The 23,192-nt window shown below is 62.4% G+C and carries 20 protein-coding genes; 9 read left to right on the top strand and 11 right to left on the bottom strand.

The window, feature by feature from the left end:
* Window positions 1-29: 29 nt before the first annotated feature.
* The 4 genes from ACIPZF_RS14025 (at window position 30) to ACIPZF_RS14010 (ending at window position 3,796) form a co-directional block, all read left to right on the top strand.
* The gene (locus ACIPZF_RS14025) at window positions 30-794 is read left to right on the top strand and encodes a methyl-accepting chemotaxis protein (protein ID WP_400800589.1); all 765 of its coding nucleotides are present in this window, start codon (window positions 30-32) and stop codon (window positions 792-794) included.
* Between the two features lie 134 nt (window positions 795-928).
* Entirely contained in the window at window positions 929-2,050 is a 1,122-nt protein-coding gene (locus tag ACIPZF_RS14020) for a glycosyltransferase family 4 protein (RefSeq protein ID WP_400800158.1), read from the top strand.
* On the top strand, window positions 2,043-2,807 hold the full coding sequence (locus ACIPZF_RS14015) for a DUF2334 domain-containing protein (RefSeq protein WP_400800156.1): 765 nt from the start codon (window positions 2,043-2,045) through the stop codon (window positions 2,805-2,807). Before ACIPZF_RS14020 ends, ACIPZF_RS14015 begins: the two co-directional genes overlap by 8 nt.
* Window positions 2,804-3,796 (top strand): lysylphosphatidylglycerol synthase transmembrane domain-containing protein, encoded by a 993-nt coding sequence (locus ACIPZF_RS14010; protein WP_400800153.1) that lies wholly within the window; start codon window positions 2,804-2,806, stop codon window positions 3,794-3,796. Before ACIPZF_RS14015 ends, ACIPZF_RS14010 begins: the two co-directional genes overlap by 4 nt.
* A 189-nt stretch (window positions 3,797-3,985) precedes the next feature.
* Here ACIPZF_RS14010 and purU read toward each other — a convergent pair whose 3' ends face one another.
* Window positions 3,986-4,837: a formyltetrahydrofolate deformylase gene (gene purU, locus ACIPZF_RS14005; RefSeq protein ID WP_400800150.1), complete on the bottom strand. Its 852-nt coding sequence runs from the start codon at window positions 4,835-4,837 to the stop codon at window positions 3,986-3,988.
* Window positions 4,838-5,133: 296 nt separating this feature from the next.
* On the opposite strand from purU, the gene mvaT reads away from it, so the two are divergent.
* On the top strand, window positions 5,134-5,511 hold the full coding sequence (gene mvaT, locus ACIPZF_RS14000; protein WP_186659333.1) for a histone-like nucleoid-structuring protein MvaT: 378 nt from the start codon (window positions 5,134-5,136) through the stop codon (window positions 5,509-5,511).
* A 67-nt stretch (window positions 5,512-5,578) separates the two neighbouring features.
* On the opposite strand, the gene sbcB is transcribed toward mvaT, so the two are convergent.
* The 3 genes from sbcB to ACIPZF_RS13985 all read right to left on the bottom strand — a co-directional run bounded on the left by sbcB (window position 5,579) and on the right by ACIPZF_RS13985 (window position 8,072).
* Window positions 5,579-7,018: an exodeoxyribonuclease I gene (gene sbcB / locus ACIPZF_RS13995; protein ID WP_400800146.1), complete on the bottom strand. Its 1,440-nt coding sequence runs from the start codon at window positions 7,016-7,018 to the stop codon at window positions 5,579-5,581.
* Window positions 7,019-7,202: 184 nt separating this feature from the next.
* The gene (locus ACIPZF_RS13990) at window positions 7,203-7,562 is read right to left on the bottom strand and encodes a PilZ domain-containing protein (RefSeq protein WP_400800587.1); all 360 of its coding nucleotides are present in this window, start codon (window positions 7,560-7,562) and stop codon (window positions 7,203-7,205) included.
* A gap of 123 nt (window positions 7,563-7,685) precedes the next feature.
* Complete coding sequence (locus ACIPZF_RS13985; RefSeq protein ID WP_400800144.1) at window positions 7,686-8,072, bottom strand: tol-pal system YbgF family protein; 387 nt, start codon at window positions 8,070-8,072, stop codon at window positions 7,686-7,688.
* Between the two features lie 180 nt (window positions 8,073-8,252).
* Here ACIPZF_RS13985 and pyk point away from each other — a divergent pair, with 180 nt between their 5' ends.
* Entirely contained in the window at window positions 8,253-9,707 is a 1,455-nt protein-coding gene (gene pyk, locus ACIPZF_RS13980; protein WP_400800141.1) for a pyruvate kinase, read from the top strand.
* Window positions 9,708-9,831: 124 nt separating this feature from the next.
* Here pyk and ACIPZF_RS13975 read toward each other — a convergent pair whose 3' ends face one another.
* Entirely contained in the window at window positions 9,832-10,752 is a 921-nt protein-coding gene (locus ACIPZF_RS13975) for an iron-sulfur-binding ferredoxin reductase (RefSeq protein ID WP_400800138.1), read from the bottom strand.
* Between the two features lie 248 nt (window positions 10,753-11,000).
* On the opposite strand from ACIPZF_RS13975, the gene ACIPZF_RS13970 reads away from it, so the two are divergent.
* From ACIPZF_RS13970 to ACIPZF_RS13960, 3 genes are all read left to right on the top strand, one after another.
* Window positions 11,001-12,524: a fumarate hydratase gene (locus ACIPZF_RS13970; RefSeq protein WP_400800136.1), complete on the top strand. Its 1,524-nt coding sequence runs from the start codon at window positions 11,001-11,003 to the stop codon at window positions 12,522-12,524.
* Between the two features lie 127 nt (window positions 12,525-12,651).
* On the top strand, window positions 12,652-13,602 hold the full coding sequence (locus ACIPZF_RS13965) for a hypothetical protein (protein ID WP_400800134.1): 951 nt from the start codon (window positions 12,652-12,654) through the stop codon (window positions 13,600-13,602).
* Between the two features lie 71 nt (window positions 13,603-13,673).
* Entirely contained in the window at window positions 13,674-18,671 is a 4,998-nt protein-coding gene (locus ACIPZF_RS13960) for an RHS repeat domain-containing protein (RefSeq protein ID WP_400800133.1), read from the top strand.
* Between the two features lie 11 nt (window positions 18,672-18,682).
* Here the strand turns inward: ACIPZF_RS13960 and ACIPZF_RS13955 are convergent, their stop codons facing one another.
* From ACIPZF_RS13955 to ACIPZF_RS13930, 6 genes are all read right to left on the bottom strand, one after another.
* On the bottom strand, window positions 18,683-19,273 hold the full coding sequence (locus tag ACIPZF_RS13955; protein ID WP_400800132.1) for a GNAT family acetyltransferase: 591 nt from the start codon (window positions 19,271-19,273) through the stop codon (window positions 18,683-18,685).
* Window positions 19,274-19,385: 112 nt separating this feature from the next.
* Window positions 19,386-19,964 (bottom strand): DJ-1/PfpI family protein, encoded by a 579-nt coding sequence (locus ACIPZF_RS13950; RefSeq protein WP_400800129.1) that lies wholly within the window; start codon window positions 19,962-19,964, stop codon window positions 19,386-19,388.
* A 51-nt stretch (window positions 19,965-20,015) separates the two neighbouring features.
* On the bottom strand, window positions 20,016-21,173 hold the full coding sequence (locus ACIPZF_RS13945; RefSeq protein WP_400800126.1) for a phosphatidylserine/phosphatidylglycerophosphate/cardiolipin synthase family protein: 1,158 nt from the start codon (window positions 21,171-21,173) through the stop codon (window positions 20,016-20,018).
* Window position 21,174: 1 nt separating this feature from the next.
* Entirely contained in the window at window positions 21,175-21,756 is a 582-nt protein-coding gene (locus tag ACIPZF_RS13940; protein WP_400800123.1) for a YceI family protein, read from the bottom strand.
* A gap of 44 nt (window positions 21,757-21,800) precedes the next feature.
* Entirely contained in the window at window positions 21,801-22,097 is a 297-nt protein-coding gene (locus tag ACIPZF_RS13935; RefSeq protein ID WP_400800121.1) for an amidase, read from the bottom strand.
* Complete coding sequence (locus ACIPZF_RS13930; RefSeq protein ID WP_400800118.1) at window positions 22,094-23,173, bottom strand: serine hydrolase domain-containing protein; 1,080 nt, start codon at window positions 23,171-23,173, stop codon at window positions 22,094-22,096. Before ACIPZF_RS13930 ends, ACIPZF_RS13935 begins: the two co-directional genes overlap by 4 nt.
* Window positions 23,174-23,192: the final 19 nt, after the last annotated feature.

Below are 23,192 nucleotides of genomic sequence, written 5' to 3'. Positions count from 1 at the left end.
TGCGTGTCATCAGCGCTTCCAATTCCTCGATGACCAACTCCGACGAGCAGTCCAATCGCACCAACAGCGTGGCCGCCGCCATCAACGAACTGGGCGCCGCTGCCCAGGAAATTGCCGGCAATGCCGCCCAGGCCTCGCAGCATGCCAGCTCCGCCCGCCTGTTGGCTGAAGAAGGCCAGCAGGTGGTGGCGCGCAACATCGATGCGATGAACCGCCTGTCGGACTTGATCGTCACTTCAAGCGCGCACATCGAGACGCTCAACAGCAAGACCGTGAACATCGGCCAGATTCTCGAAGTGATCACCAGCATCTCCCAGCAGACCAACCTGCTGGCGCTCAACGCCGCGATCGAAGCGGCACGGGCCGGTGAGGCCGGGCGTGGTTTCGCCGTGGTGGCCGACGAAGTACGCAACCTGGCGCACCGCACCCAGGAGTCGGCGCAGCAGGTGCAGACCATGATCGAGGAGCTGCAGGTCGGCGCACGCGAATCCGTCGATACCATGGGCCAGAGCCAGCGCCACAGCCAGGACAGCATGGCCATCGCCAACCAGGCCGGCGAACGCTTGGACAGCGTCACCGTGCGCATCGGCGAGATCGACGGCATGAACCAGTCGGTGGCCACCGCCACCGAAGAGCAGACGGCCGTGGTCGACTCGATCAACATGGACATCAACGAAATCAACATGCTCAACCAGGAAGGGGTCGAGAACCTGCAGGCCACCCTGCGCGCGTGCTCGGACCTTGAGCAGCAGGCCAGCCGCCTCAAGCACCTGGTCGGCAGCTTCCGCATCTGACATCCAGCGGCAGGCAGGCGACTGCCTGCCGCGATTCCAACCGAACAAACTATCCTTCTGGTAGGTCAACCTTTAGGCGCGTCATCGCCGGCTCATTACAGCCGGGTGACAGACCCGAAGACGATCCCGGAGGGATGCTGATCGTGCACATCGCTGACATCACCATGTTCTACGCCCCAGCCAGTGGCGGCGTAAGGACTTATCTTGATGCCAAACACCACCGCCTCGATGCCCTCCAGGGCGTGCGCCACAGCCTGCTGATACCCGGCGCCAGCGCGCGCCACGCCGATGGCATCTACCATGTCCCCGCCCCACCCCTGCCCTTCGGCAACGGCTACCGTTTCCCGGTGCGCCTGGCGCCCTGGTGCAATGTGCTGCGCGGTCTCAAGCCCGACCTGATCGAGGTGGGCGACCCCTACCTCACCGCCTGGGCTGCCCTGGAGGCACGGCGGCAACTCGACGTGCCGGTGATCGGTTTCTACCACTCCGACCTGCCGCTGCTGGTCAGCAACCGCATGGGCAACTGGTTCACCCCGAATGTCGAAGCCTACGTCAGCAAGCTTTACGGCAATTTCGACCGGGTGCTGGCCCCCAGCCAGGTGATGGCCGACAAACTGATCCGCCTGGGCGTGCGTGATGTCCATGTGCAGCGCCTCGGCGTCGACCTGCAGACCTTCAACCCGCAGCACCGCGACCCACAGCTGCGCGCCGAACTGGGCATCCCCGATACCAGTCGGCTGCTGGTGTTCGCTGGCCGTGGCTCGCGGGAAAAGAACCTGCCGGTTCTGCTCGACTGCATGCAGCGCCTGGGTCGCCCCTACCACTTGCTGTTGGTGGGATCGAACATGCCCGCCAACGTCCCGGGCAATGTCAGTGTGATCAACCATTTCTGCGCACCGCAGGAAGTCGCCCGGCTGGTCGCCAGTGCCGACTTGCTGGTGCATGCCGGTGACCAGGAAACCTTCGGCCTGGTCATCCTCGAAGCAATGGCCAGCGCCACCCCCGTGGTTGCCGTACGTGCCGGAGCCTTTAGCGAGATCGTCAACGACCAGTGCGGACGCCTGTGCCGGGCCAACGATGGCCTGGCCATGGCAACGGCTGTGCGCGAAGTGTTCGAGGACGGCGTACGCAAGCTGGGCGTCCAGGCCCGCAGCCATGTCGAGCAGCACTATTCATGGGACAACGTCGTCAACGGGCTGCTGCTGCATTATCAAGCGGTGCTCGGCCATCAGCCGTTGGTTCGCGCCCATGGCTGAGGCAAGCATCGCCCCGCGCAGCCTGATGCTGGTGCTGCACGACATCGCGCCCGAGACCTGGCCGGACTACCAGCCGTTCGTGCAAGCGGTCGACCAGATGGGCAACGTGCCCATGACCTGGCTGGTGGTGCCGGACTTCCATCACCGCAACCCATTGACTCGCTCGCCGACCTTCTGCCGGTTACTCGAACGGCGACTTGCGCGGGGCGACGAGCTGGCGCTGCATGGGTTCTACCACGCCGACGAAGGGCCGGCGCCGCGCAGTCCGGGCGAGTTCTTCATGCGCCGCCTCTACACCCATGAAGGCGAATTCTATGGCCTCGACCAAGCGCAGGCCATGCAACGCCTGGAAGCAGGCCTGACGTTATTCGCCCAACAGGGATGGCCAGTCGCCGGCTTCGTCGCGCCTGCCTGGCTGATGAGCCAAGGCACCCGCGAAGCCCTGCGCCAGCTGCCGTTACGCTACACCAGCACCCCTCAGCATTTGTATCGCTTGCCCGACTTCACCGCCTACGACGCTCCAGGCTTGGTCTGGAGCGCCCGCAGCGCCTGGCGCCGCGGCCTGTCGCGGGTGGTTTGCGACTGGCAACGCAAGCGCTGGCAGGGCGCCGATACCTTGCGTCTGGGCTTGCACCCGGTGGATATGCGCCACCGTTCCTCGCGTGAATATTGGCTGCGCACGCTCGACGATCTGCTGCAGCAAGGTCGCGAGCCCCTGACCAAATCGGCCTGGCTGGAGCGCCAGGTGGTCGCATGAGCCGGCTCGGCTGGCTGGCGCTGGCAATGCTGGGTGCGTTGCTGGTGCCCATGCTGCTGGGCGGCAGCGAGTTGCTCCCCAGGCTCAAAGCGTTCGACCCGGGCCTGATGCTGACACTGCTGGGCATGATCCTGCTGTGCTGGGTGATCAATGCCATACGCCTGCGGCTACTGCTTGGCGAACACGGAGCCAGCCTGGGCCACGTGCGCAGCCTCGGCGTAGTGATGGCCACCGAATTTGCCATCTGTACCACCCCAGGCGGCAGTGGCGGGCCGCTGACGCTCATGGCGCTGCTGGCGCGCGAGCGCATCGGGCCGGCGCGCAGCGGCGCCGTGTTCGCCATGGATCAATTGAACGACCTGTTGTTCTTCTTCTGCGCGATGCTGGCGATTGCCGGCTATGCCCTGTTCCACAGCCTCGGCCGCAGCCAGGAAAGCATGCTGCTGGGCAGTGCTCTGCTGCTGTGTGCGGCACTGGCGGCGATCGTGCTTCTGCTGCGCTACCGCCGGGCGGTGATGCGGGCGAACGGACGGTTGTTGCGGCGACTGGGCATGTCGCCACAGCGCAGACGCCGCTGGGCGCGCAAGCTGCTGCATTTCATCGAAGCGCTGGGGCAAACCTGGCAACTACCCAAACGCACCTTGGTGCTGGTGTTCACCCTCACCTGCGCGCACTGGAGCCTGCGCTACAGCGTGCTGTACCTGGTGCTGCGTGGATTGGGCGTGGAGCTTGCGTGGATCCCCAGTTTTCTGGTGCAGATGCTCTCGCTCAGCGCCGGCCAGTTCAGCCTGTTGCCGGGTGGCGCCGGGGCCGCCGAGCTGACCTCGGCCGGCTTGCTGACACCGCTGGTAGGCAGCTCGACTGCCGCTGCGGCCATCCTGATCTGGCGTGCGGTCACGTACTACTTTTACCTGCTGGCCGGGGGGCCGGTGTTCGTCTGCCTGCTGGCGCGTCCGTTGCTGGAGCGCTGGCGGCGTCAGGCGGGTTGAGCTGGCGCCAGAGCTCGGCGGCGTCGCTAAAGTCTGCACCATCCTCTTCGCTGAGAGCGTCGAGGTCGTAACGGGCCAGGCAGCCCTCGCCGAGGGTAGGCGGTGGTGAGGCGGTGGGCTTGTTGCGGGAAGTTGCCATGCCATGCTCCCCAAAATAATGGGGGCTGCAGCGCAGCCCCCTCGGGTGTATCAGTCGAACACCACGGTCTTGTTGCCATGCACCAGCACGCGGTCTTCCAGGTGATAGCGCAGGCCACGGGCCAGCACCATCTTCTCGACATCACGGCCGAAGCGGACCATGTCCTCGATGCTGTCGGCATGGTTCACGCGCACCACGTCCTGCTCGATGATCGGACCCGCGTCCAGCTCTTCGGTCACGTAGTGGCAGGTTGCACCGATCAGCTTCACGCCGCGCAGGGCGGCCTGGTGGTACGGCTTGGCGCCGACGAACGATGGCAGGAAGCTGTGGTGGATGTTGATCACCCGTTCTGCGAAATCCTGGCACAGCTGCGGTGGCAGGATTTGCATGTAGCGCGCCAGCACTACCACGTCCGCCGCATGCTCCTGGACCAGGCGCGATACTTCGGCAAATGCCGGTGCTTTGTCTTTCGGGTCGACGGGTACGTGGAAGAATGGAATACCGTGCCACTCGACCATGCTGCGCAGGTCATTGTGATTGGAAATCACACAGGGGATATCGCAATCCAGTTCGTCGGTGTGCCAACGGTGCAGCAGATCGGCCAGGCAATGGGATTCGCGGCTGGCCATCAGCACGACACGCTTCTTCTGCGCCGAATCGGTCACGCGCCAGGTCATGGAAAACTCTTCGGCGATCGGTGCGAATGCTTCGCGGAAGGCTTCGATGCCGAATGGCAGGGATTCGGCACGGATTTCATGGCGCATGAAGAACCAGCCACTCTGCTCATCGGAGTGGTGGCTGGCCTCGTTGATCCAGCCATTGTACAAAGCCAGGAAATTACTGACTTTCGCCACGATACCAACGCGGTCGGGGCAGGCGATCACCAGTCGATAGGTGCGCATGAATAAGACTCCAAGAACTTCGCAAAGGCGCTCATTCTAACGGCCTGCCCGAAAAAACGCAGTAATCATCGTGTCCGCACCCGGCGCCACCCAGCAGCGCAGGCTGCGACAACCCGCCACGGCAGACAGATGACAAACATGACGAATTGCAGGGGCATATGTAAATTTTTCTTAACCTTGAGATATTTTGTCACAGGCACATTAAGAGTTTATGGCCTGATTAATTGGTTTACTTGAGAGTTTCGCCTGTCTATTATTGCTCCACACATTTCCGAACACGCATCAAGGAACACTCCATGTCTCTGATCAACGAATACCGCGCTACCGAAGAAGCCATCAAGGAACTTCAGGCCCGCCTGGCCAACCTGTCGCAGGATGACAAGCTGAAAAAAGAACTGGAGTTCGAAGGCAAACTGCGCACCTTGATGGGCGAATACTCCAAGTCGCTGCGCGACGTCATTGCCCTGCTCGACCCAGAGTCGAAACTGAGCAAAGCCCCACGTGGCGCCGTCAAGACCACCGCCACCAAGCGTGCGCGCAAGGTCAAGCAATACAAGAACCCGCACAACGGTGAAGTAATCGAAACCAAAGGCGGCAACCACAAGACCCTGAAAGAATGGAAAGCCAAGTGGGGTGGTGATGTGGTTGAAAGCTGGGCGACCCTGCTGGACTGATCTGTCCGCTTACACGCGCCACCGCTTTAAACAAGAACGCCGGCTCAATGCCGGCGTTCTTGTTTATTCAAGCAACTCCACTCAAGGCGAACCGCTCGGACAATTGCCGGGCATGGGCCTGCCAGGCATCCAGCACCCGCCGCCCCGCCTCGTCCGCATTGGCCCAGGCGCCCTGCCGGGCCTGCTCGAAGTCGCCCAGGGTGTTCGGTGCCCCCCATTGCGGGTCGCTGAGCCGCTGCTGACAGAAACCATGCCAGCGCTGACGCTCTTCACTGTTCAAGGTCTCAGGGAAGTTACGTGCCCGGTAACGGAACAACAACTCAGGCATGCGCGGATCATCGAACATCCAATGGCCATGCCCCAACTGAGCGGGGTCCAGGGTACGCACTTGCTCGCACAGGCGCCGATCGCGGTCACCGAGAAAACCGTCATACAACTGCTGCTCGGGGTCTTCACTCGGAACAAAGTCTTCCTTGCTGTAGATATATTCCAGCTTGTGTTGCCACTGCGCCTGTTGATTGGCCAGTGCTTCAGCCCGTGATTGCAGCAATGCCAGATCGATACCCAACCGCTGCTGATCCGCAGGACGCAAAACCGAAAGCGGTGCCACGACCGGGCAGCGATTGATCTGCAGCAACTTCAGGGGTACCGGTAATTGATCTTCAGAAAGTTCCTCACGGCGTGTGTACAACCGCTCACGCAGTACCTCGGCACTTTCCCTTATTAACGGCAGGGTTTCCTGATGCAAGTCGCATACAATCAGTGCATTGCGATTTTTTGGGTGCCAGGCCAGTGGCAAGACTACGCCCAGATAATGACGGGCTGCCGAGAAGCGTCCCGATATATGTACCAGCGGTTGCAATAAACGGATTTGCTCCATCACCTTATGCTTGCTGCGCAACTGGAACAGCCACTCGAACAACTTGGGTTGCTGTTGCCGAATCAGGCGCGCCAAGGCAATGGTCGCCCGCACGTCGGAAAGTGCTTCGTGGGCATGCCCGTGATCGATGCCATTGGCCTGGCTGAGCAACTCCAGGCGCAGGCTGGTGCGCCCATCCTGTTGTGGCCAGACGATGCCCTCCGGGCGCAGGGCGTACGCCGTGCGCACCACGTCGATCAGATCCCAGCGGCTGTTGCCGCCCTGCCATTCGCGGGCATAGGGGTCGAAGAAGTTGCGGTACAGGCTGTAACGGGTGACTTCGTCGTCGAAGCGCAGCGTGTTGTAGCCAGCGCCACAGGTCCCAGGGCGCGCCAGCTGCTCATGAACCCGGGTCATGAACTCGGCTTCGCACAGGCCCTGATTGGCCAATTGTTGCGGAGTAATACCGGTCACCAGGCACGCCGCCGGGTGCGGAAGGATATCGTCGGAAGGGCGGCAATAAAGGCTGATCGGCTCGTCGACTTCATTGAGGTCGAAGTCGGTGCGCACACCGGCCACCTGCAGCGGACGGTCGCAGCGCGGGTTGATGCCAGTGGTTTCGTAGTCGTGCCAGAAGATGGAGGTCACGGGGTCGTCCTGATACAAGGTCGCCCCGATTCTAGGCTATGTACGCAATAGCTTGAAACTTGGTTATGCTGCGTTAAAAACCGGCTCGGAATGCTCATTGACAACCAGTCAACTCCGCTTCCTCGCCGGTTTTTGCCTTGCCTAACCTGCGTTTCAAGCTATTTCGTACACAGCCTAGCGGACCTCAGACAGAAGCGTTGGCCGAGTTGAAACTGAAAAAGTCGCGCAACGAGCGCACGAACTCGTCGTATTCGCGTGATGCCTGCAACAGCATGAAGCCCGAGTCGTAGTGCCCCGGCGTCTGGTCTTCGCGGCACCACAGGCAACTGGCGGTCAGGTTGATGAATTGAAAGCCGCCACCGGCCAGCGGTCGACGCAATTGCAGCTCGTAGTCCGGCCCAACCAGCACAGGGAGCTGGCTGATCAACATCAGGCCATCTTCAGAGGCATTGCCCAACTGCCCGATCGGCTGATCGGTGAAGCGGTTGAAGACCTTGAGTACACAAGGCAACTGATGGCGTTCGATATGGCGCTGGTTGAACATGGTCACTGGTGCGATCCGTACCCGATGCCAGCAATACCAGAGACTGGCGGTGGTTGTAACAACTGAGTTACAGGTTAGCGCAGCGCGCGCGGCAAATCCCGTGAAATGTACGATACCTTGGTGTTAACGCCAAGGAGAGGTATTCACCGGGGTGGCCACTGCCGCTTGGCCAGCACGATAGTGGCCAAGCTTCTCCAATGTCTGCAGTCGGGCCTTGGCGCGATAGGCGTATTCGTTGCGCGGGTACTGCTGAATCAGATACTCGTAGGTTTGCGCAGCGTCCACGTACAACTGCTGGCGCTCCAGGCACTGGCCACGCAGCAGCGACACTTCCGGGTGGATGAACGGCCGGGCACGGCTGGTGCGGTCGACCTGCGACAGTTCCAGCATGACCTTCTGGCAATCGCCCCGGTCATAGGCGCGGTAGGCGTTGTTCAAGTGATGGTCCATGGACCAGCGGGTGCAGCCGACGGCGCTGGCCGCCAGGACGAAAACGATCAGGGCTCGCATGGGGGATCTCCTTTGATGCCAATGTATCGGCCAGCATCGGCAAATCTTCACAGGGTTTTGCAAGCATACGCCGACCGTTCAAATGCCACCCTGTCTTGCGTGCAGGTAGTGCAATGGAACAATGACTACAGCGCAATTGAGGAGTAGCCTTTCGCTGCGCTTCACTATAGGAGTCTGTGCATGACCATCCGCCGTACCAAAATCGTCGCCACCCTTGGCCCCGCCAGCAACTCGCCGCAAGTGATCGAACAACTGATCCTCGCCGGCCTGGACGTGGCACGCCTGAACTTCTCCCACGGCACCCCGGACGAGCACAAGGCGCGCGCCCGCCTGATCCGTGACATCGCCGCCAAGAATGGCCGTCACGTCGCACTGCTGGGCGACCTGCAGGGTCCGAAGATCCGCATCGCCAAGTTCAGCAACAAGCGCATCGAACTGAAAGTCGGTGACAAGTTCACCTTCTCCACCGTCCACCCGCTGACCGAAGGCAACCAGGACATCGTCGGGATCGACTACCCCGACCTGGTCAAGGACTGCGGCGTAAACGACGAACTGCTGCTTGACGATGGCCGCGTGGTCATGCGCGTCGAAACCGCCACTGCCGATGCCCTGCACTGCGTGGTGATCGTCGGCGGCCCGCTGTCGGACCACAAAGGCATCAACCGCAAAGGTGGCGGCCTGACCGCACCGGCCCTGACCGAAAAAGACAAGGCCGACATCAAACTGGCTGCGGAAATGGACCTGGACTACCTGGCCGTGTCGTTCCCGCGTGACGCCAAGGACATGGAATACGCCCGCAAGCTGCGTGACGAGTCCGGCGGCAGCGCCTGGCTGGTGGCCAAGATCGAGCGCGCCGAAGCCGTTGCCGACGACGAAACCCTCGACGGCCTGATCGCCGCCTCCGACGCGGTCATGGTTGCCCGTGGCGACCTGGGTGTGGAAATCGGCGACGCCGAGCTGATCGGCATCCAGAAGAAGATCATTCAGCACGCCCGCCGCAACAACAAGGCGGTGATCGTCGCGACCCAGATGATGGAGTCGATGATCCAGAACCCGATGCCGACCCGTGCCGAAGTGTCCGACGTGGCCAACGCCGTGCTCGACAACACCGATGCGGTGATGCTGTCGGCCGAGAGCGCCGCGGGTTCGTACCCGATCGAAGCCGTACAGGCCATGGCGCGGATTTGCCAAGGTGCCGAAAAGCACCCGACCAACCAGAAGTCCAGCCACCGCCTGCACACCACCTTCGAGCGTTGCGACGAAAGCATCGCCCTGGCGGCCATGTACACCGCCAACCACTTCCCCGGCGTCAAGGCGATCATCGCCCTCACCGAAAGTGGCTACACCCCGCTGATCATGTCGCGCCTGCGTTCGCACGTGCCGATCTTCGCGCTCACTCCACACCGCGCCACTCAGGCCCGTACCTCGATGTTCCGCGGCGTCTACCCGATTGCCTTCGACCCGGCCTCGTTGCCGGCCGACAAGGTCAGCCAGGCGGCAGTCGACGAACTGCTCAAGCGTGGGCTGGTGGAGCAAGGTGACTGGGTGATCCTGACCAAAGGCGACAGCTACCACACCATCGGTGGCACCAACGGCATGAAGATCCTGCATGTCGGTGATCCGCTGGTCGGCTGATAGCCTTCAAAGGGGCCGCTCTGCGGCCCATTCGCGGGGCAAGCCCGCTCCCACAAGGTTTGCGCACGAACCCTGTGGGAGCGGGCTTGTCCCGCGAAGAGGCCGGCCCGAACACCGCAAAGCATCACGCATGCTCTACAAACACATCGGCTAATACCTGATTTCTCGGTATCCCCGCAATAAACAGCCGCCGCGCAAAGCGCTCGACACTCCCCGGCGAGCCACACAACAGCGCAACCGTCTGTCGTGATGATGGGCGCAAAGCAGCCAACGCCTCGTCCAACTGGTCCGCCAACACCGGTTCGACACTCACGCCTTCAATGCCCAGCAAAGGCTCCGCCAGGTAATGCCCCGCGCCATCGCGCGCCACATGCATCACTCTGATTTCGCCCTGATGCCCCTGCCGCACTGCCTCTCGCAAGATGCCCCATAACGGCGCCAGTCCGGTCCCCGCCGCCAACAGCCATAGTGGTCGCGCCTGCCAGTCCGAATCGTAGTGCAACGCACCGCCCCTGAGCTCCCCCAAACGCAGCGTATCGCCAACCTTCAACTGCCGAGCGCTGTCACAAAAGGCGCCTGGCCGCTGGCAGTCGATATGAAATTCGAGAAAATCATCTTCCCCCGGCAGGCTCGCCAGCGAATACGGCCGCGCGACCGATCCGCACCACAGCACCACATGCTGACCCGCCTGGTAACGCAGCGCCCGCTCAGGCCGCAGGCGCAATCGCAGTACATCGCCGAACCAGTCCAGTGCACAAACCTGGGCAGGAATCCCGTCCTGCAGCGGGTCGAACACCGCCACACGCAGGTCACCTACCACCCAGCACTGGCAGGCCAGGCGCCAGCCCTGTGCGTGCTTATCCAACGCCAGCGCCTCGGGCAAGGCATCTGCCGGTTGCCCGTCCAGGCAGTGCACCAGGCAGGCGTGACAGCTGCCGGCGCGGCAGCTGTAAGGCACATTCAACCCCGCCTCGTTCAGGGCATCGAGCAGGTTGCTGCCGGTGGGCACCGTCCAGCGGCGCTCGCCCACGCAGAGTTCAGGCATGGTCATCATCTCTCCAGGTCTATAGGGCCACTCTAAGGCAAGCCAGTACTGGCAGCAAAAAGGATGCCCGTCAGCAGCCGACCATGGTCCAGACCACACGCAGGTGTTTCGCCGCCACAGGCGCGCTATACTGCCGCGCCTTTTTACGTCGGCCTGACCTGCCGGCGCCTTGCCAGGCGTTTCGACACACCGTGTGCAGTGTCGGAAGGCCTTTACGAATGTTCCCGTCTTTAAGAGGAGCGCGCTGCATGACCGTGATCAAGCAAGACGACCTGATTCAGAGCGTCGCCGACGCCCTGCAATTCATCTCGTACTACCACCCCGTCGACTTCATCCAGGCGATGCACGAGGCCTACCTGCGTGAAGAGTCGCCTGCCGCGCGCGACTCGATCGCCCAGATCCTGATCAACTCGCGCATGTGCGCCACCGGCCACCGCCCGATCTGCCAGGACACCGGTATCGTCACCGTGTTCGTCCGCGTTGGCATGGACGTGCGCTGGGACGGCGCCACCCTGAGCGTCGACGACATGATCAACGAAGGTGTGCGTCGCGCCTACAACCTGCCTGAAAACGTCCTGCGCGCTTCGATCCTGGCCGACCCGGCCGGTGCCCGCAAGAACACCAAGGACAACACCCCGGCCGTCATCCACTACTCGATCGTCCCGGGCGACAAGGTCGAAGTGGACGTCGCAGCCAAGGGCGGCGGTTCCGAGAACAAGTCGAAGATGGCCATGCTCAACCCGTCCGACTCGATCGTCGACTGGGTGCTGAAGACCGTACCGACCATGGGTGCTGGCTGGTGCCCGCCTGGCATGCTCGGCATCGGCATCGGCGGTACCGCCGAGAAGGCTGCGGTCATGGCCAAGGAAGTGCTGATGGAGTCCATCGACATTCACGAACTGAAGGCCCGTGGCCCGCAGAACCGCCTGGAAGAGATCCGCCTGGAGCTGTTCGAGAAGGTCAACCAGCTGGGCATCGGCGCCCAGGGCCTGGGCGGCCTGACCACCGTGCTCGACGTCAAGATCATGGACTACCCGACCCACGCCGCCTCCCTGCCGGTGTGCATGATCCCTAACTGCGCCGCCACCCGTCACGCCCACTTCGTGCTCGACGGTACCGGCCCGGCCGAGCTGGAAGCGCCATCGCTGGACGCCTACCCGGAGATCGTCTGGGAAGCCGGCCCGAGCGCCCGTCGCGTCAACCTCGACGAGATCACCCCGGAAGAAGTCGCCAGCTGGAAGCCGGGCGAAACCATCCTGCTCAACGGCAAGATGCTCACCGGCCGCGACGCCGCGCACAAGCGCATGGTCGAAATGCTCAACCGTGGTGAAGAACTGCCGGTCGACCTCAAAGGCCGCTTCATCTACTACGTCGGCCCGGTCGACCCGGTCGGTGACGAAGTGGTAGGCCCAGCCGGCCCGACCACCGCCACGCGCATGGACAAGTTCACCCGCCAGATCCTCGAACAGACCGGCCTGCTGGGCATGATCGGCAAGTCTGAGCGCGGCCCGACCGCCATCGAAGCGATCAAGGACAACAAAGCCGTGTACCTGATGGCCGTTGGCGGCGCCGCCTACCTGGTGGCCCAGGCTATCCGCAAGTCCAAGGTCCTGGCATTCGCCGAGCTGGGCATGGAAGCGATCTACGAGTTCGACGTGAAGGACATGCCAGTCACCGTCGCGGTCGACAGCAACGGTGAGTCGGTGCACATCACTGGGCCTGCGCTGTGGCAGGGCAAGATCGCCGAGAGCCTGGCCGTTGAAGTCAAGTGATCTGATGTAAACGTGCTACCCCATCGCCGGTCACCGGCGATGGGGCCGCAGAAAACACTATTTATTTACCCCACCCAGCCCCACCGTTGCTCTTCAAATAGGCACATCCAACCCAGAGGATGACCTGATGAGCAACTCCGCAAATGCCAGCCAATGGCTACGTCGCTTCCGTGTCGATATCACCTCCAACTCCAACCGAGTGTTTGCCAATGGCCGACAACAGGTGGAAGTGACGATCACCATCGAACCCCGCCAGGGCCAGACCATCAGTGAACAGTCATTGGCCTCGATGCAGCTCATCCTGATCGATGACGACGGCAAGATCCACGACCTGAAAGGCGATCTCAAAGCTCACGCCGAACGCGACCCGCGCTTTGTCTACCATGCAGCGTCCGGCGCAGTCCCCAGCCCGTTGCTGGATGCCTCGACCAACGCCGTGCGCCGACGCTTCTATGTCACTTCGACATTGCCGGGTGGCACGCTGTCTACAATCCATGCGGGTATCTGGAAGGATGAGACGACTCACTTCGAAACCAATGAAGGCCCCTTCCAGTCATCGGTCGTCCTCGAATCCATTTCGCCGCGACGCCACCCAGATTCGGCCTTCCAGTTGAGCATGGAGCCAAGAGTCGAATACCAGATCGAGAGCGTCAATAACCACGATGACGAGTTCAAGGTGGACGTTGGCTACTTCGGCTTCAAGGATCCCAACTTCACCATCGTCCAGAGCATCGCGCACGCGACAGCGTCGGGTGAGGTGTTCTACAAGCGGCGCAATTGGGACCATGCCCTGTTCTCATTCGAGGGGGTCAATGATTACAGCCAGCACTATGACGTGTCTGTCTATGCCGTTGAGCATCATTTCCACCACGAATTTCCCGAAGCACGTAAAACCTTCCTGCCACGTCGTCATCACATGGCCATTTTCTGTTCGCACCGGCGCTTCTATTCCATGTACTTCAATGAGATCGAGGTCCACGAAAGCCTGTGGACACTCATTGATCAGGATGGCAACGCGCACGAGGTCGAATTTTTCACAACGGATAACGACAGGGTTGTCGACTTCCGCGTGAACTGAGCCCTTTCGCGTGAGCTACCACGGCGCTTGCAAGCCAAGCGCCGACCATTCGCCAGCCTGAGTTAACCGCCATGTCCAGTATTCATAGCCAAGCCAGCAACTTCGGCGATTTCGTAAAAACCGGCGTGGATGACCGCACCGGTCAATTCACCCTCGCCCTCTCCCTGCCGCTACCCGCCGCCAACCACCTCTGCGGCCCCTCGCTCAGCCTCTCGCTAGCCTTCAACACGCTCAGCTCTGCGGTCAACCGCGGCTACGGCCTGGGCTGGAACCTCGGATTGTCCGAGCTCAACCTCGATCAGCACAACCCGCACCTGAGCCTGGCATCGGGCGAACGTTTTGCCGTCGACCTGAACGCTTCGAACCTGGCGCCGGGAGAACGATTGGTGTTCTTCGACCACAAGCTCAAGAGTCTCAAGGTAGCGTGGCAGGCTGACGGCAGCGTGCGGATCGATAAAAAGACCGGGGATTGCGAAATTCTCGAAAAACAAGACGCTGGCAGCGCACGCTATCTGCTCACTGAAATGCGCTCGCCTGAAGGCCGCAAGCTGTTTTTCGATTGGATGCCGTTTGGCGATGACGACTACATTTTGCACCAGGTTCGCGATGAAACGCGCTCGCTGGTGCGGCTGGAACACGACGGCGGCGATCTGCAGTTCAGCTTGAACCCTGACAACCCTGACAACGCATTGCTGCAGCTATGGCTGAGCAACGACCGTGTGAGCAGCATCCATCTGCCCGGTGTCGACTCGGCCTTCGAAATCGACTACGACACCCTGCAAATGCCCAACGGCGCCGAGTTGTTGCTACCTTCGCATGTCACCAGCCCGCTGGGTGCCCAGGACATCGTTAAATGGTCTGCGCCGAACGACGGCCATCAGCTACCCGACGGCGCACCTTTTCCGTGGTTACCGCGGGTGATCGCCTGGACACACGCCAGCGGGTTGCAAGCCAGCGAGCTGAACCACAGCTACGAATGGGTCGGCGATCATAACTACCTGGGTTTTGGCAGTGACCAGGCATTCGAGTGGAGCGATGGCCGAGACAACCTCTACCAAGTGGACAGTGACTATCGATACCAAGCCATCGAAACCCTCACCGACGGCGCCGGCGAACCCCTGGGCACTTACCACCGCACCTGGGACCGCTATCACCTGCTGATAAGCGAAACCCACCGGCTGGGCAACTGCGAAACCCGCAAACGCTTCGCTTACGCAGCCGACCCCAAGCTGACCTGGGCGCAGCAGCCAGCGTACTGCCAGTTGCCCATCGAGATTTCCACCACTTACGTCGACCTTGCCCAGGCGGACACCCATCGCAGTGAAACGACCACTTATCGCTACGATGATTTCGGCAATGTCGTGCATACCGGTCACCCCAGCGGGGTCCAGGAGCTGAGCGAATATTACCCAGCCGAAGGCGCCGAAGGTTGCCCGCCTGACCCACTGGGCATGGTGCGACACCTCAAGCGCAAGACCATCATCCCGGCCCAGGCGGCAGGCGATGCAGCGATGTCCAGCATCACCTACACCTACCAGTCGCTGGCCAACATGGCCGAGCCTGACCACGTCCACATCGTCGTCGAAAGCGAACAGGCCTTCAATGGCCATGACCAGGATCTGCTGGAAGCGACCCAATACACCTACATCGACGCCTCAGGCCCTCACCATGGGCGGGTTCAGGCTATCGCGGTAACGCTGCAAGGCAACGTGACCACCACCGCCTTCGATTACCAGATGAACGAGGGCCAACTGATCACCTCGACCACTATCATTGGCTTCGAAAACGATGAGCAAAACCGCTCCAGCACTCGCAGCGCACAGTGGCTGGGCAGCGGTCTGATCTGTTGGGAACGCAGCGAAACCGGCAGTTTGACCCGTTACGAGTACGATGCGCTCGGCCGGCTGGTTCGCGCCCTGAGCGCCATCGACAGCCCATTCCAGACCGAGCAGCTGACCCGCTACCACTTCCACGACGACACTGCCCGCCTGGCCCGTGGCAATAGTGAGCGTAACCCGGTCATGGTCGAGCAGGTCGATGTCATCGGCCGCCGTCAACGGCAGTGGCTCGATGGCGATGGCAACGTCATCTGCGTGGAGCTCGAAGACCTGGAAAACCCACCCGACACATTTCGCGAGGTCAACCGCACTACGTTCGACGGGCTAGGCCGCAAGGTCCGGGAAACCACCCTCGACTGGATTGGCTCACCGCCTGAAGCCTTGGTGCTGACCAGCACGACCCGTTACGACGGCTGGGGCAAGGCTGCCAGCACCACCACTGCGACCGGGATCGAACAGCATGTGCGGCACGATCCGATCAATCTGCTAAGTGAGCAATGGCAGACGGCCGATGGCCAGTCGGGGCCTCGGCAGTTAACCCGTTACAACGTCGCCGGCAGCCCGATCGAACAGCAGGACTTCGATAATACCGGCCAACTGATGCGCACCTTGCACCTGGTCCGCGACGGAATCGATCGGATCATCGAGCAGCGCACCCATGCCACAGGTGTGGCCGATGCCGTGACGCGCTACCATTATGACGCCTACTCACGCGTGATCGAAAAACAGCTGCCTGATTCCACCCGCCTGACCTGGACGTTCGCCCCCCACAGTGACGATCATCATCCCCAGTGCGTTGCAGTAGATGGGCAAGTGATCGGCCGCCAGACCTTCGACGGCCTCGGCCGACAGCGCACTGTGGAGGTCGGCAGGCGCAGCACACGCTATCACTACCAGGCCAACCAGCTGCCACCGACAGCCAATACGCTGGCCGACGGCACTGTCCTTTCGTATACCTATGAACCGAACCTGGGTAACGCCCTGGTTGCCACCATTCCAGACACAGGCGGCGCACGCACACTCGGTTACCACCCAACGCTGGGGGTGCCCATGGTGGCCAGCGATGATCATGGCCGTCAGCAATGGCAATTCAACGCCGCGGGGCTTGCCGAGCGGGTAACCTGGAACATCGATGGCGAGCAACACATCACGACCTGGGAACACTCGTTCAAAGGCCTGCCCCTCCGGTTCACCGATGCCGCCGGGGTCGAACACCAGCGCAGCCTGGATACTCTGGGCCGGCTCCACGTGCTGCGAGTCGGCGCACTGGAAACCACCTACACCTATGACGCCTTCTCCCGCCCTGCGACCATCGTCTGCGACGACCCTGACAACGGGCGACACCTGCGCCAGGTGATCGCCTACGATGCCATGGGCCGCGAACACCAGCGCACCTTCACCCTCGACAGGCTTGATTCCGAACCCTTCCAGAGCACCCAGACCCTCACCTACTCCAATCTCGATCGGCTCGTTGCGCGGACCTGGAGCGGCGATGGGCAACAAGGTGAAGAGCATTTCGACTACGACCTGCGCGGTCGGTTGATTCGCTACACCGTCACGCCCACGTCAGCCCCGTTGGACGCCTTCGGCAACGCCATTGTCGAACAGCGTTTCAACTTCAACGCACTGGATGGCTACACGCAGGTGGTCAGCGTATTTGCCGACGGCAGCCAGGATCAGGCCGAGTTCAGCTACAGTGCGCAGGATCCGACTCAGCTCGTCACCATCACTCATACCCACGCCACTTGGCCCGCGCGTATCGACTTGCGTCATGACGCCTGCGGCCGCGTGGTCGAGGACAGTTTGGGCCGCTCGCTGAGTTGGGACAGCGAAGGGCGCCTCGCGGGCGTCGACGTTTCGGGCCGCAGTTGCAGCTATGCCTACGACCCCAGCGGCCACTTGTGCGACCGCATGCTCGATGGGCAGCTGACCCGCAGCTTCCATAGCGCCGGGCAACTCACCCATGAACAGCAGGGCGACGTACAGTTGAGCGTCGTGAGCGATGGCCAGACATTGTTTGCCCTGAGCGAACTCACTGCAGGGGTGCGCAAGAACACGTTGCTGGGGTGCGACACTCAGGGCAGTGTCATGCTGGAAGCCGGCGATGAAGTTGGTCATTGCAGATACACCCCCCACGGCGCGGCACAACAGCAGCAAGGCTTTGGCTATGCGGGTGAACGTCACGACCCGCTCACCGGCTGGCTCGTCCCCGGCGGCTATCGCCCCTATGACCCCGTGTTGATGACCTTCCTCAGCCCTGACGACGAGAGCCCGTTCGGCCGTGGTGGAATCAACCCTTACGTGTACTGCGGTGGCAACCCCATCGAGCGCACCGATCCAGACGGTCATAGCTGGCAAAGCTGGGTGGTGACGGGTATCGGCCTGGCGCTTGGCGCAGCAAGCCTGGCTTCCGGGGGGGCAGCATTGTTACCGTTGATCGCGGGGGGCTGGGGGGCAATGAGTGCCAGTGGCGCCCTGGCCGTTACCAGCGCAGTGCTCAATGTCACGTCTTTTGGTACCGGTGCCGCCAGCGCGATGCTGCAGGCCAGCGACACGCATGAACGGACCGCCAGTGCACTGGGCTGGGTATCACTGGGTAGCGGTATCGCCGGCGCACTGTTCGGCATCGTCCCCGCCGCCGCCAAACTGGTCAGCTCAGCAGCCAGCGCCAGTGGCCGCAGCGCCAGCAAACTGGCCGGTTTTCAGCCTTACAAGCTCGGCCCAGGCGGAAATGAACGACCCGCGAGCATACTTTTCTCGACTACCAAAGGCGGCAGCGATGTCGCCTTCATTCCAAACCTGTATGGCGAAGGCACAGCGGCGTTCGTCACCCACGGGCACCCCTTGGGGCAATTGATGAATGCACAGGGGCAGGCAGACGATGCGCTCAACATCGCCCGCAACCTGATTGCCCCTCGGCTGGCGGAAATGGGGTACCCCGCAGACCAGAAGATCGTGTTGCTCGCCTGCTGGGGTGGCAAGAGCGGTGCGGCGCAGTCAATTGCCAATGAGTTGCGCCGACCGGTCGAAGCCTTCAGTCAGAAGATATTCCTCAAGGGCCCAGCCACGCTACAGGGCGCTCGCGCACAAGGCCCAACCCTCGAGAAGGTGACCAATGTGCCTGTGTACAAGGCATCACCGCTGAGCCGGCTGATAAACGGGTCGCCAAGTACCTTCCTCGACAAACCTCACTTTGGAGTAGCACGGTCGACGCTATACCGACCGCAATAGTGAAGCCTGACTCAGGCCGGCAACGGCTTGAGCCAGAATGACAGGATCTTGGCCGACTGCTGCGAGTCCCTCAGGTCACGCCAACTGCAGGAAGTGCGCAGCGATGGCTCATGCAAGAAGCCACGGTTGCGCCAGAACCCATGCAGCGGTTTGTAATTGGCCGGGCGTAGCGGATGCCCGCCCGGCCGCTCCACCGTGGAAAATGCGCAGTAGTCGAACTCGGCGAGCTTATGGGCATAAGATTCGCGTTCGATGAAAAAGCGCACCCCCAGGCCCTGGCCTCGATATTTGGGCAGGACCAGCGATTCCCCAAAGAAGTACACGCTGGCAGGGTCCCGCCCCTGCGCGAGGAACGGCTGCTGGAACTCAGCGCCAACGTCTACCAGAGGCAGGCCGGTAGCAGCACCGACCACCTGGCCGGCCTCCACTGCCAACACCACCAGGCTGCGCCCCGATTGGGCATAGATGCCTATCTGCTCGGCCTCATACTCTGCGGTGCTGTCAAAAAGCATGGGAAACTCACGAAACACGGTCAGGCGCAGGCGAGCGAGTTCGTCGATGTATGGCGCGATAGCGGCGCCGTGCAACAGGCGTATTTGCATGCTTGGCGGTCGTTCTGTCGGAGTGGATGACAAGAGGAACCCTACCATCCGACCCGACACAACGCCTTTTCCCTGCGCGACAGGTATTGTTCCATGACCGCTATCGGACGCGTCAGCTGATACGCGTACCCAAGACCTTCAGGAACGCCGCCAGCCAAGCAGGATGCGCTGGCCATGCAGGCGCCGTCACCAGGTTGCCATCGACATGCGCCTGGTCCACCGCGATATCGATGAAGGTGCCGCCCGCCAGTCGCACTTCTGGCGCACAGGCCGGATAGGCACTGCATTCGCGCCCTTCCAGCACCCCGGCCGCCGCCAGCAGCTGCGCACCATGGCATACCGCCGCAATCGGCTTCCCGGCTTGATCGAAGGCGCGCACCAACGCCAGCACCCGCTCATCCAGGCGCAGATATTCTGGAGCACGTCCACCGGGGATCAGCAAGGCATCGTAACTTTCCGGGCGGACCTGAACGAAGTCATGGTTCAAGGCAAAATTATGCCCCGGCTTTTCGCTGTAAGTCTGTTCACCCTCGAAATCGTGGATCGCCGTGCGCACCGTCTGCCCGGCGATTTTCTCCGGGCACACCGCATGCACCGTGTGGCCGACCATGCTCAGCGCCTGGAAAGGCACCATCGCCTCGTAGTCCTCGACGTAGTCGCCCACCAGCATGAGAATCTTCTTAGCCGTCATCGCATCCACTCCTTCGTTTGCAGGGAAACAGTCACTGCACGATAGCCGGTCTCAGTCTCGGCGGTCGAGCAGGTTGACCACTAACCGGTCCAACCAGCCCCACACCCGCTGCTTCACCCGACGCCACAACGGCCGCGCGTGCCAGTGGTCGAGGTCGACTTCTTCGCTGAGGGCGAAATCGCGCTCGAAGCTCGCCAGCACGGCGGCCGTCAGCGGCGGGTCGAGCGCCTCGACATTGGCCTCCAGGTTGAAACGCAGGTTCCAGTGGTCGAAATTGCACGAACCAATGCTGACCCAGTCGTCCACCAAGGCCATCTTCAAGTGCAGGAAGCAGGGCTGGTATTCATAGATCCGCACACCGGCGCGCAGCAAACGGGGGTAATAGCGATGGCCGGCATAACGTACCGACGGGTGATCGGTGCGCGGGCCGGTGAGCAGCAGGCGCACGTCGACGCCTTTGCCCGCCGCCCGGCGCAGCGAGCGGCGCACGCTCCAGGTGGGTAGAAAATATGGCGTGGCCAGCCACACACGTTGCTTGCCACTGTTGAGCGCACGCACCAGCGAATGCAGGATGTCGCGATGCTGGCGGGCGTCGGCGTAGGCCACCCGGCCCATGCCCTGCCCCTGCGCTGGCACCCTGGGCAGGCGCGGCAGGCCGAAGCCTTCGGGGGGCCGCCAGGCGGTACGGCGATTGTTGGCCTGCCACTGGCGATCGAACAGCAGTTGCCAATCGCTGACCAGCGGGCCCTGGATCTGCACCATTACCTCGTGCCATTCGCTGGTGGCCTCACCCGGGGTCCAGAACTCGTCGGTGACACCGGTGCCACCCACCACCGCCCAACGCTCGTCCACCAGCAGCAGCTTGCGGTGGTCGCGGTACAGGTTGCGCAGGCCGCGGCGCCAGCGCAGGCGGTTGTACCAGCGCAGGTAGACGCCAGCGTCCAGCAGGCGCTGGCGCAGGGCTGAATTGAAAGCGAGCGAACCGTAATCGTCGAACAGGCAGCGCACCCGCACGCCGCGACGGGCTACCCGCTCCAGGGCCGCGACCACCGTCTCGGCACAAGCGCCGGCCTCGACCAGGTACAGCTCCAGGTCGACCTGGGACTCGGCGCGCTCGATCGCCTGGAGCATGCGTGGGAAAAATTCAGGCCCGTCGATCAGCAGCTCGAACTGATTGCCATCGCGCCAGGGGAAGACCGGCCCCGGCATGTCAGCGCGCGTTGAAGATCAGCACCGCGTTGACCGGTACCGTCGGGTTGATGGACTTGAGCTTGGCGAACTTGCGCAAGGTTTCCAGGCCTGGCGCCAGGCCGAAGTCCTCGGCACGCAGAATCAAGGGTTCGAGGGTCACCACCTGGAAGCGTCGCGCGTCCAGGCGAGTCGCCAGCAGCAAAGCGTTGTAGCTGTGCGACTGGCCGTGCAGGGTGACGGTCAGCGGCAGGCGCAATTCGATCTGCGCGCCGTCGGCCAGGTCGTTGATCGGCCGCAGGTCGAGCTGGGCCTTGACCGTTGCCTCGGCAAAACGGCCAACCTCGAACAAGTCATCACGCATGCGCTCGTCGCGCAGCGGGATGCCGCTGCTCACCGAGTCCATCTCGATACGCAGCCCAGCCGCGCCTTTGCGGTCGACGCTGCCATGCAGCACCAGAAAACGGTGGACCTCGGCCGTGTCGCCGTTCTTGCCGGTGACGAACGACAGCCGTGAGGACTCACCATCGAGGTGCCAGTTGGCGTGGGCGGGCAGGCATAAAGCCAGCAGCAGGGCGGGCAGAAGACGGGGCAGCTTGAACATGACAGATCTCGTGAAACCAGACCGTCAACCTTAACCGCCCGCCTTCACGGCAGCAAGCGGCAGCCCGCCTGCGCGGACTGCCAGGCGGCCTGGTTGCGCTGGCCGAGGCCCTCGGCGGTAATCAGGCGTTGGGCGACGTCTTCTTCCAGGGTGCTCAGCGGCAGCCATTGCTTTACGTAACCTCGGCAATAGGCTTGGTCGAAGCCCATCACAAAGCGGCACGAGCAGTATTCCTTGGCCGAATAGGCCGAGAGGATGCCAGGGAAATCCGCCAAAGCCTGACGCTCCAGCCACGCCCAGCCGAGCAGGGCCACGACCACCAGTAACAGGAGACGCTTCATGCGCCCTCCTTGGCCAGCGCCGCCAACACGCGCTTGAGCAGTTCGTTATGGCTATAGCTGCCATCGCGGTCATCGGCATAGCGGACGATCACCAGCTTCTGTTTCGGCAACACATACAACGCCTGACCCAAGTGGCCGAGGGCGGCATAAGTGTCTGTCGGTGCATCGGGCCAGGGCACCGCACTGCCCTTGCGTGGCTGGTTGAGCCACCAGTGGCCGCCGGGGTTGGCTTCGCCGGGAATGGCCTGGGCCTGGCTGAACAGCGTGCGGTTGAAGGTTACCCAGCTGGCCGGCAACAGCTGGCGATCAGCCCAGCGCCCTTCACGCTGCATCAACAGACCGATGCGCGCCAGGTCGCGAGCAGTGAGGTACAGGTAGGAAGAGCCGACGAAGGTGCCCGAGCCGTCGCGCTCCCACACCGCGTTGCCGATGCCCAGCGGGGTGAACAGCGCCTGCCAGGGGTAATCGGCATAGGCGCCGGGGTCGAGCATGCCGCGCAAGGCGGCGGCCAATACATTGCTGTCGCCACTGGAATACAGAAACCGCTCACCCGGCTTTGCGACGGCCGCGTGCGCAGCGGTATAGCTCGCCATGTCGGTGTGGCCACGGGTGTAGAGCATGGCCACCACCGAGGATTTCAGCGGCGCGTATTCGTAGTCCTCCTGCCAGTCCAGGCCACTGGCCCAGTGCAGCAGATCGACCAGGCGCACATCCGGATGCGCCTGCATCGGAGAGTAAAAGCGCGCCGCAGCATCCTTCAGCTGGAAGCGCCCTTCGGCCTGGGCAACGCCCAGCACCGTTGCCAGCACGCTCTTGCTCACCGACCAGGTGAGATGAGCGGTGCTTGCCGTAGTGGGTGCCGCGTAACGCTCGTGAACGATGTGGCCGTCTCGGATGATCAGCAGGGCGTCGCTGCGGATACCACTACGCGCACTGGCAGTGCGCGGCGGGAAGACATACGCGTCGACTGCCTGCCAATCGACGTCGCGTTTGTCGACCTGCCAATCCGGTATGGGCCAGCCCTCGGCCCTGGCAGCGCCTGCAGCCATTATCAGGATCAGCAACCACGCCTTCATCGTATGCAGCCCCAAGGTT

Source organism: Pseudomonas sp. NPDC089752 (genome assembly GCF_044748725.1).
Taxonomy (GTDB): Bacteria; Pseudomonadota; Gammaproteobacteria; order Pseudomonadales; family Pseudomonadaceae; genus Aquipseudomonas.
Note: the sequence above shows the minus strand (reverse complement) of the source record. Positions and strands in the feature narration are given on the sequence as shown.

Bases quoted from the DNA above. Each gene is read 5' to 3' on its own strand.
- ACIPZF_RS14025 (WP_400800589.1), top strand. From the start codon at position 30: ATGACCAACTCCGACGAGCAGTCCAATCGCACCAACAGCGTGGCCGCC.
- ACIPZF_RS14020 (WP_400800158.1), top strand. From the start codon at position 929: ATGCTGATCGTGCACATCGCTGACATCACCATGTTCTACGCCCCAGCC.
- ACIPZF_RS14015 (WP_400800156.1), top strand. From the start codon at position 2,043: ATGGCTGAGGCAAGCATCGCCCCGCGCAGCCTGATGCTGGTGCTGCAC.
- ACIPZF_RS14010 (WP_400800153.1), top strand. From the start codon at position 2,804: ATGAGCCGGCTCGGCTGGCTGGCGCTGGCAATGCTGGGTGCGTTGCTG.
- purU (WP_400800150.1), bottom strand. From the start codon at position 4,837: ATGCGCACCTATCGACTGGTGATCGCCTGCCCCGACCGCGTTGGTATC.
- mvaT (WP_186659333.1), top strand. From the start codon at position 5,134: ATGTCTCTGATCAACGAATACCGCGCTACCGAAGAAGCCATCAAGGAA.
- ACIPZF_RS13990 (WP_400800587.1), bottom strand. From the start codon at position 7,562: ATGTTCAACCAGCGCCATATCGAACGCCATCAGTTGCCTTGTGTACTC.
- ACIPZF_RS13985 (WP_400800144.1), bottom strand. From the start codon at position 8,072: ATGCGAGCCCTGATCGTTTTCGTCCTGGCGGCCAGCGCCGTCGGCTGC.
- pyk (WP_400800141.1), top strand. From the start codon at position 8,253: ATGACCATCCGCCGTACCAAAATCGTCGCCACCCTTGGCCCCGCCAGC.
- ACIPZF_RS13975 (WP_400800138.1), bottom strand. From the start codon at position 10,752: ATGCCTGAACTCTGCGTGGGCGAGCGCCGCTGGACGGTGCCCACCGGC.
- ACIPZF_RS13970 (WP_400800136.1), top strand. From the start codon at position 11,001: ATGACCGTGATCAAGCAAGACGACCTGATTCAGAGCGTCGCCGACGCC.
- ACIPZF_RS13965 (WP_400800134.1), top strand. From the start codon at position 12,652: ATGAGCAACTCCGCAAATGCCAGCCAATGGCTACGTCGCTTCCGTGTC.
- ACIPZF_RS13960 (WP_400800133.1), top strand. From the start codon at position 13,674: ATGTCCAGTATTCATAGCCAAGCCAGCAACTTCGGCGATTTCGTAAAA.
- ACIPZF_RS13955 (WP_400800132.1), bottom strand. From the start codon at position 19,273: ATGCAAATACGCCTGTTGCACGGCGCCGCTATCGCGCCATACATCGAC.
- ACIPZF_RS13950 (WP_400800129.1), bottom strand. From the start codon at position 19,964: ATGACGGCTAAGAAGATTCTCATGCTGGTGGGCGACTACGTCGAGGAC.
- ACIPZF_RS13945 (WP_400800126.1), bottom strand. From the start codon at position 21,173: ATGCCGGGGCCGGTCTTCCCCTGGCGCGATGGCAATCAGTTCGAGCTG.
- ACIPZF_RS13940 (WP_400800123.1), bottom strand. From the start codon at position 21,756: ATGTTCAAGCTGCCCCGTCTTCTGCCCGCCCTGCTGCTGGCTTTATGC.
- ACIPZF_RS13935 (WP_400800121.1), bottom strand. From the start codon at position 22,097: ATGAAGCGTCTCCTGTTACTGGTGGTCGTGGCCCTGCTCGGCTGGGCG.
- ACIPZF_RS13930 (WP_400800118.1), bottom strand. From the start codon at position 23,173: ATGAAGGCGTGGTTGCTGATCCTGATAATGGCTGCAGGCGCTGCCAGG.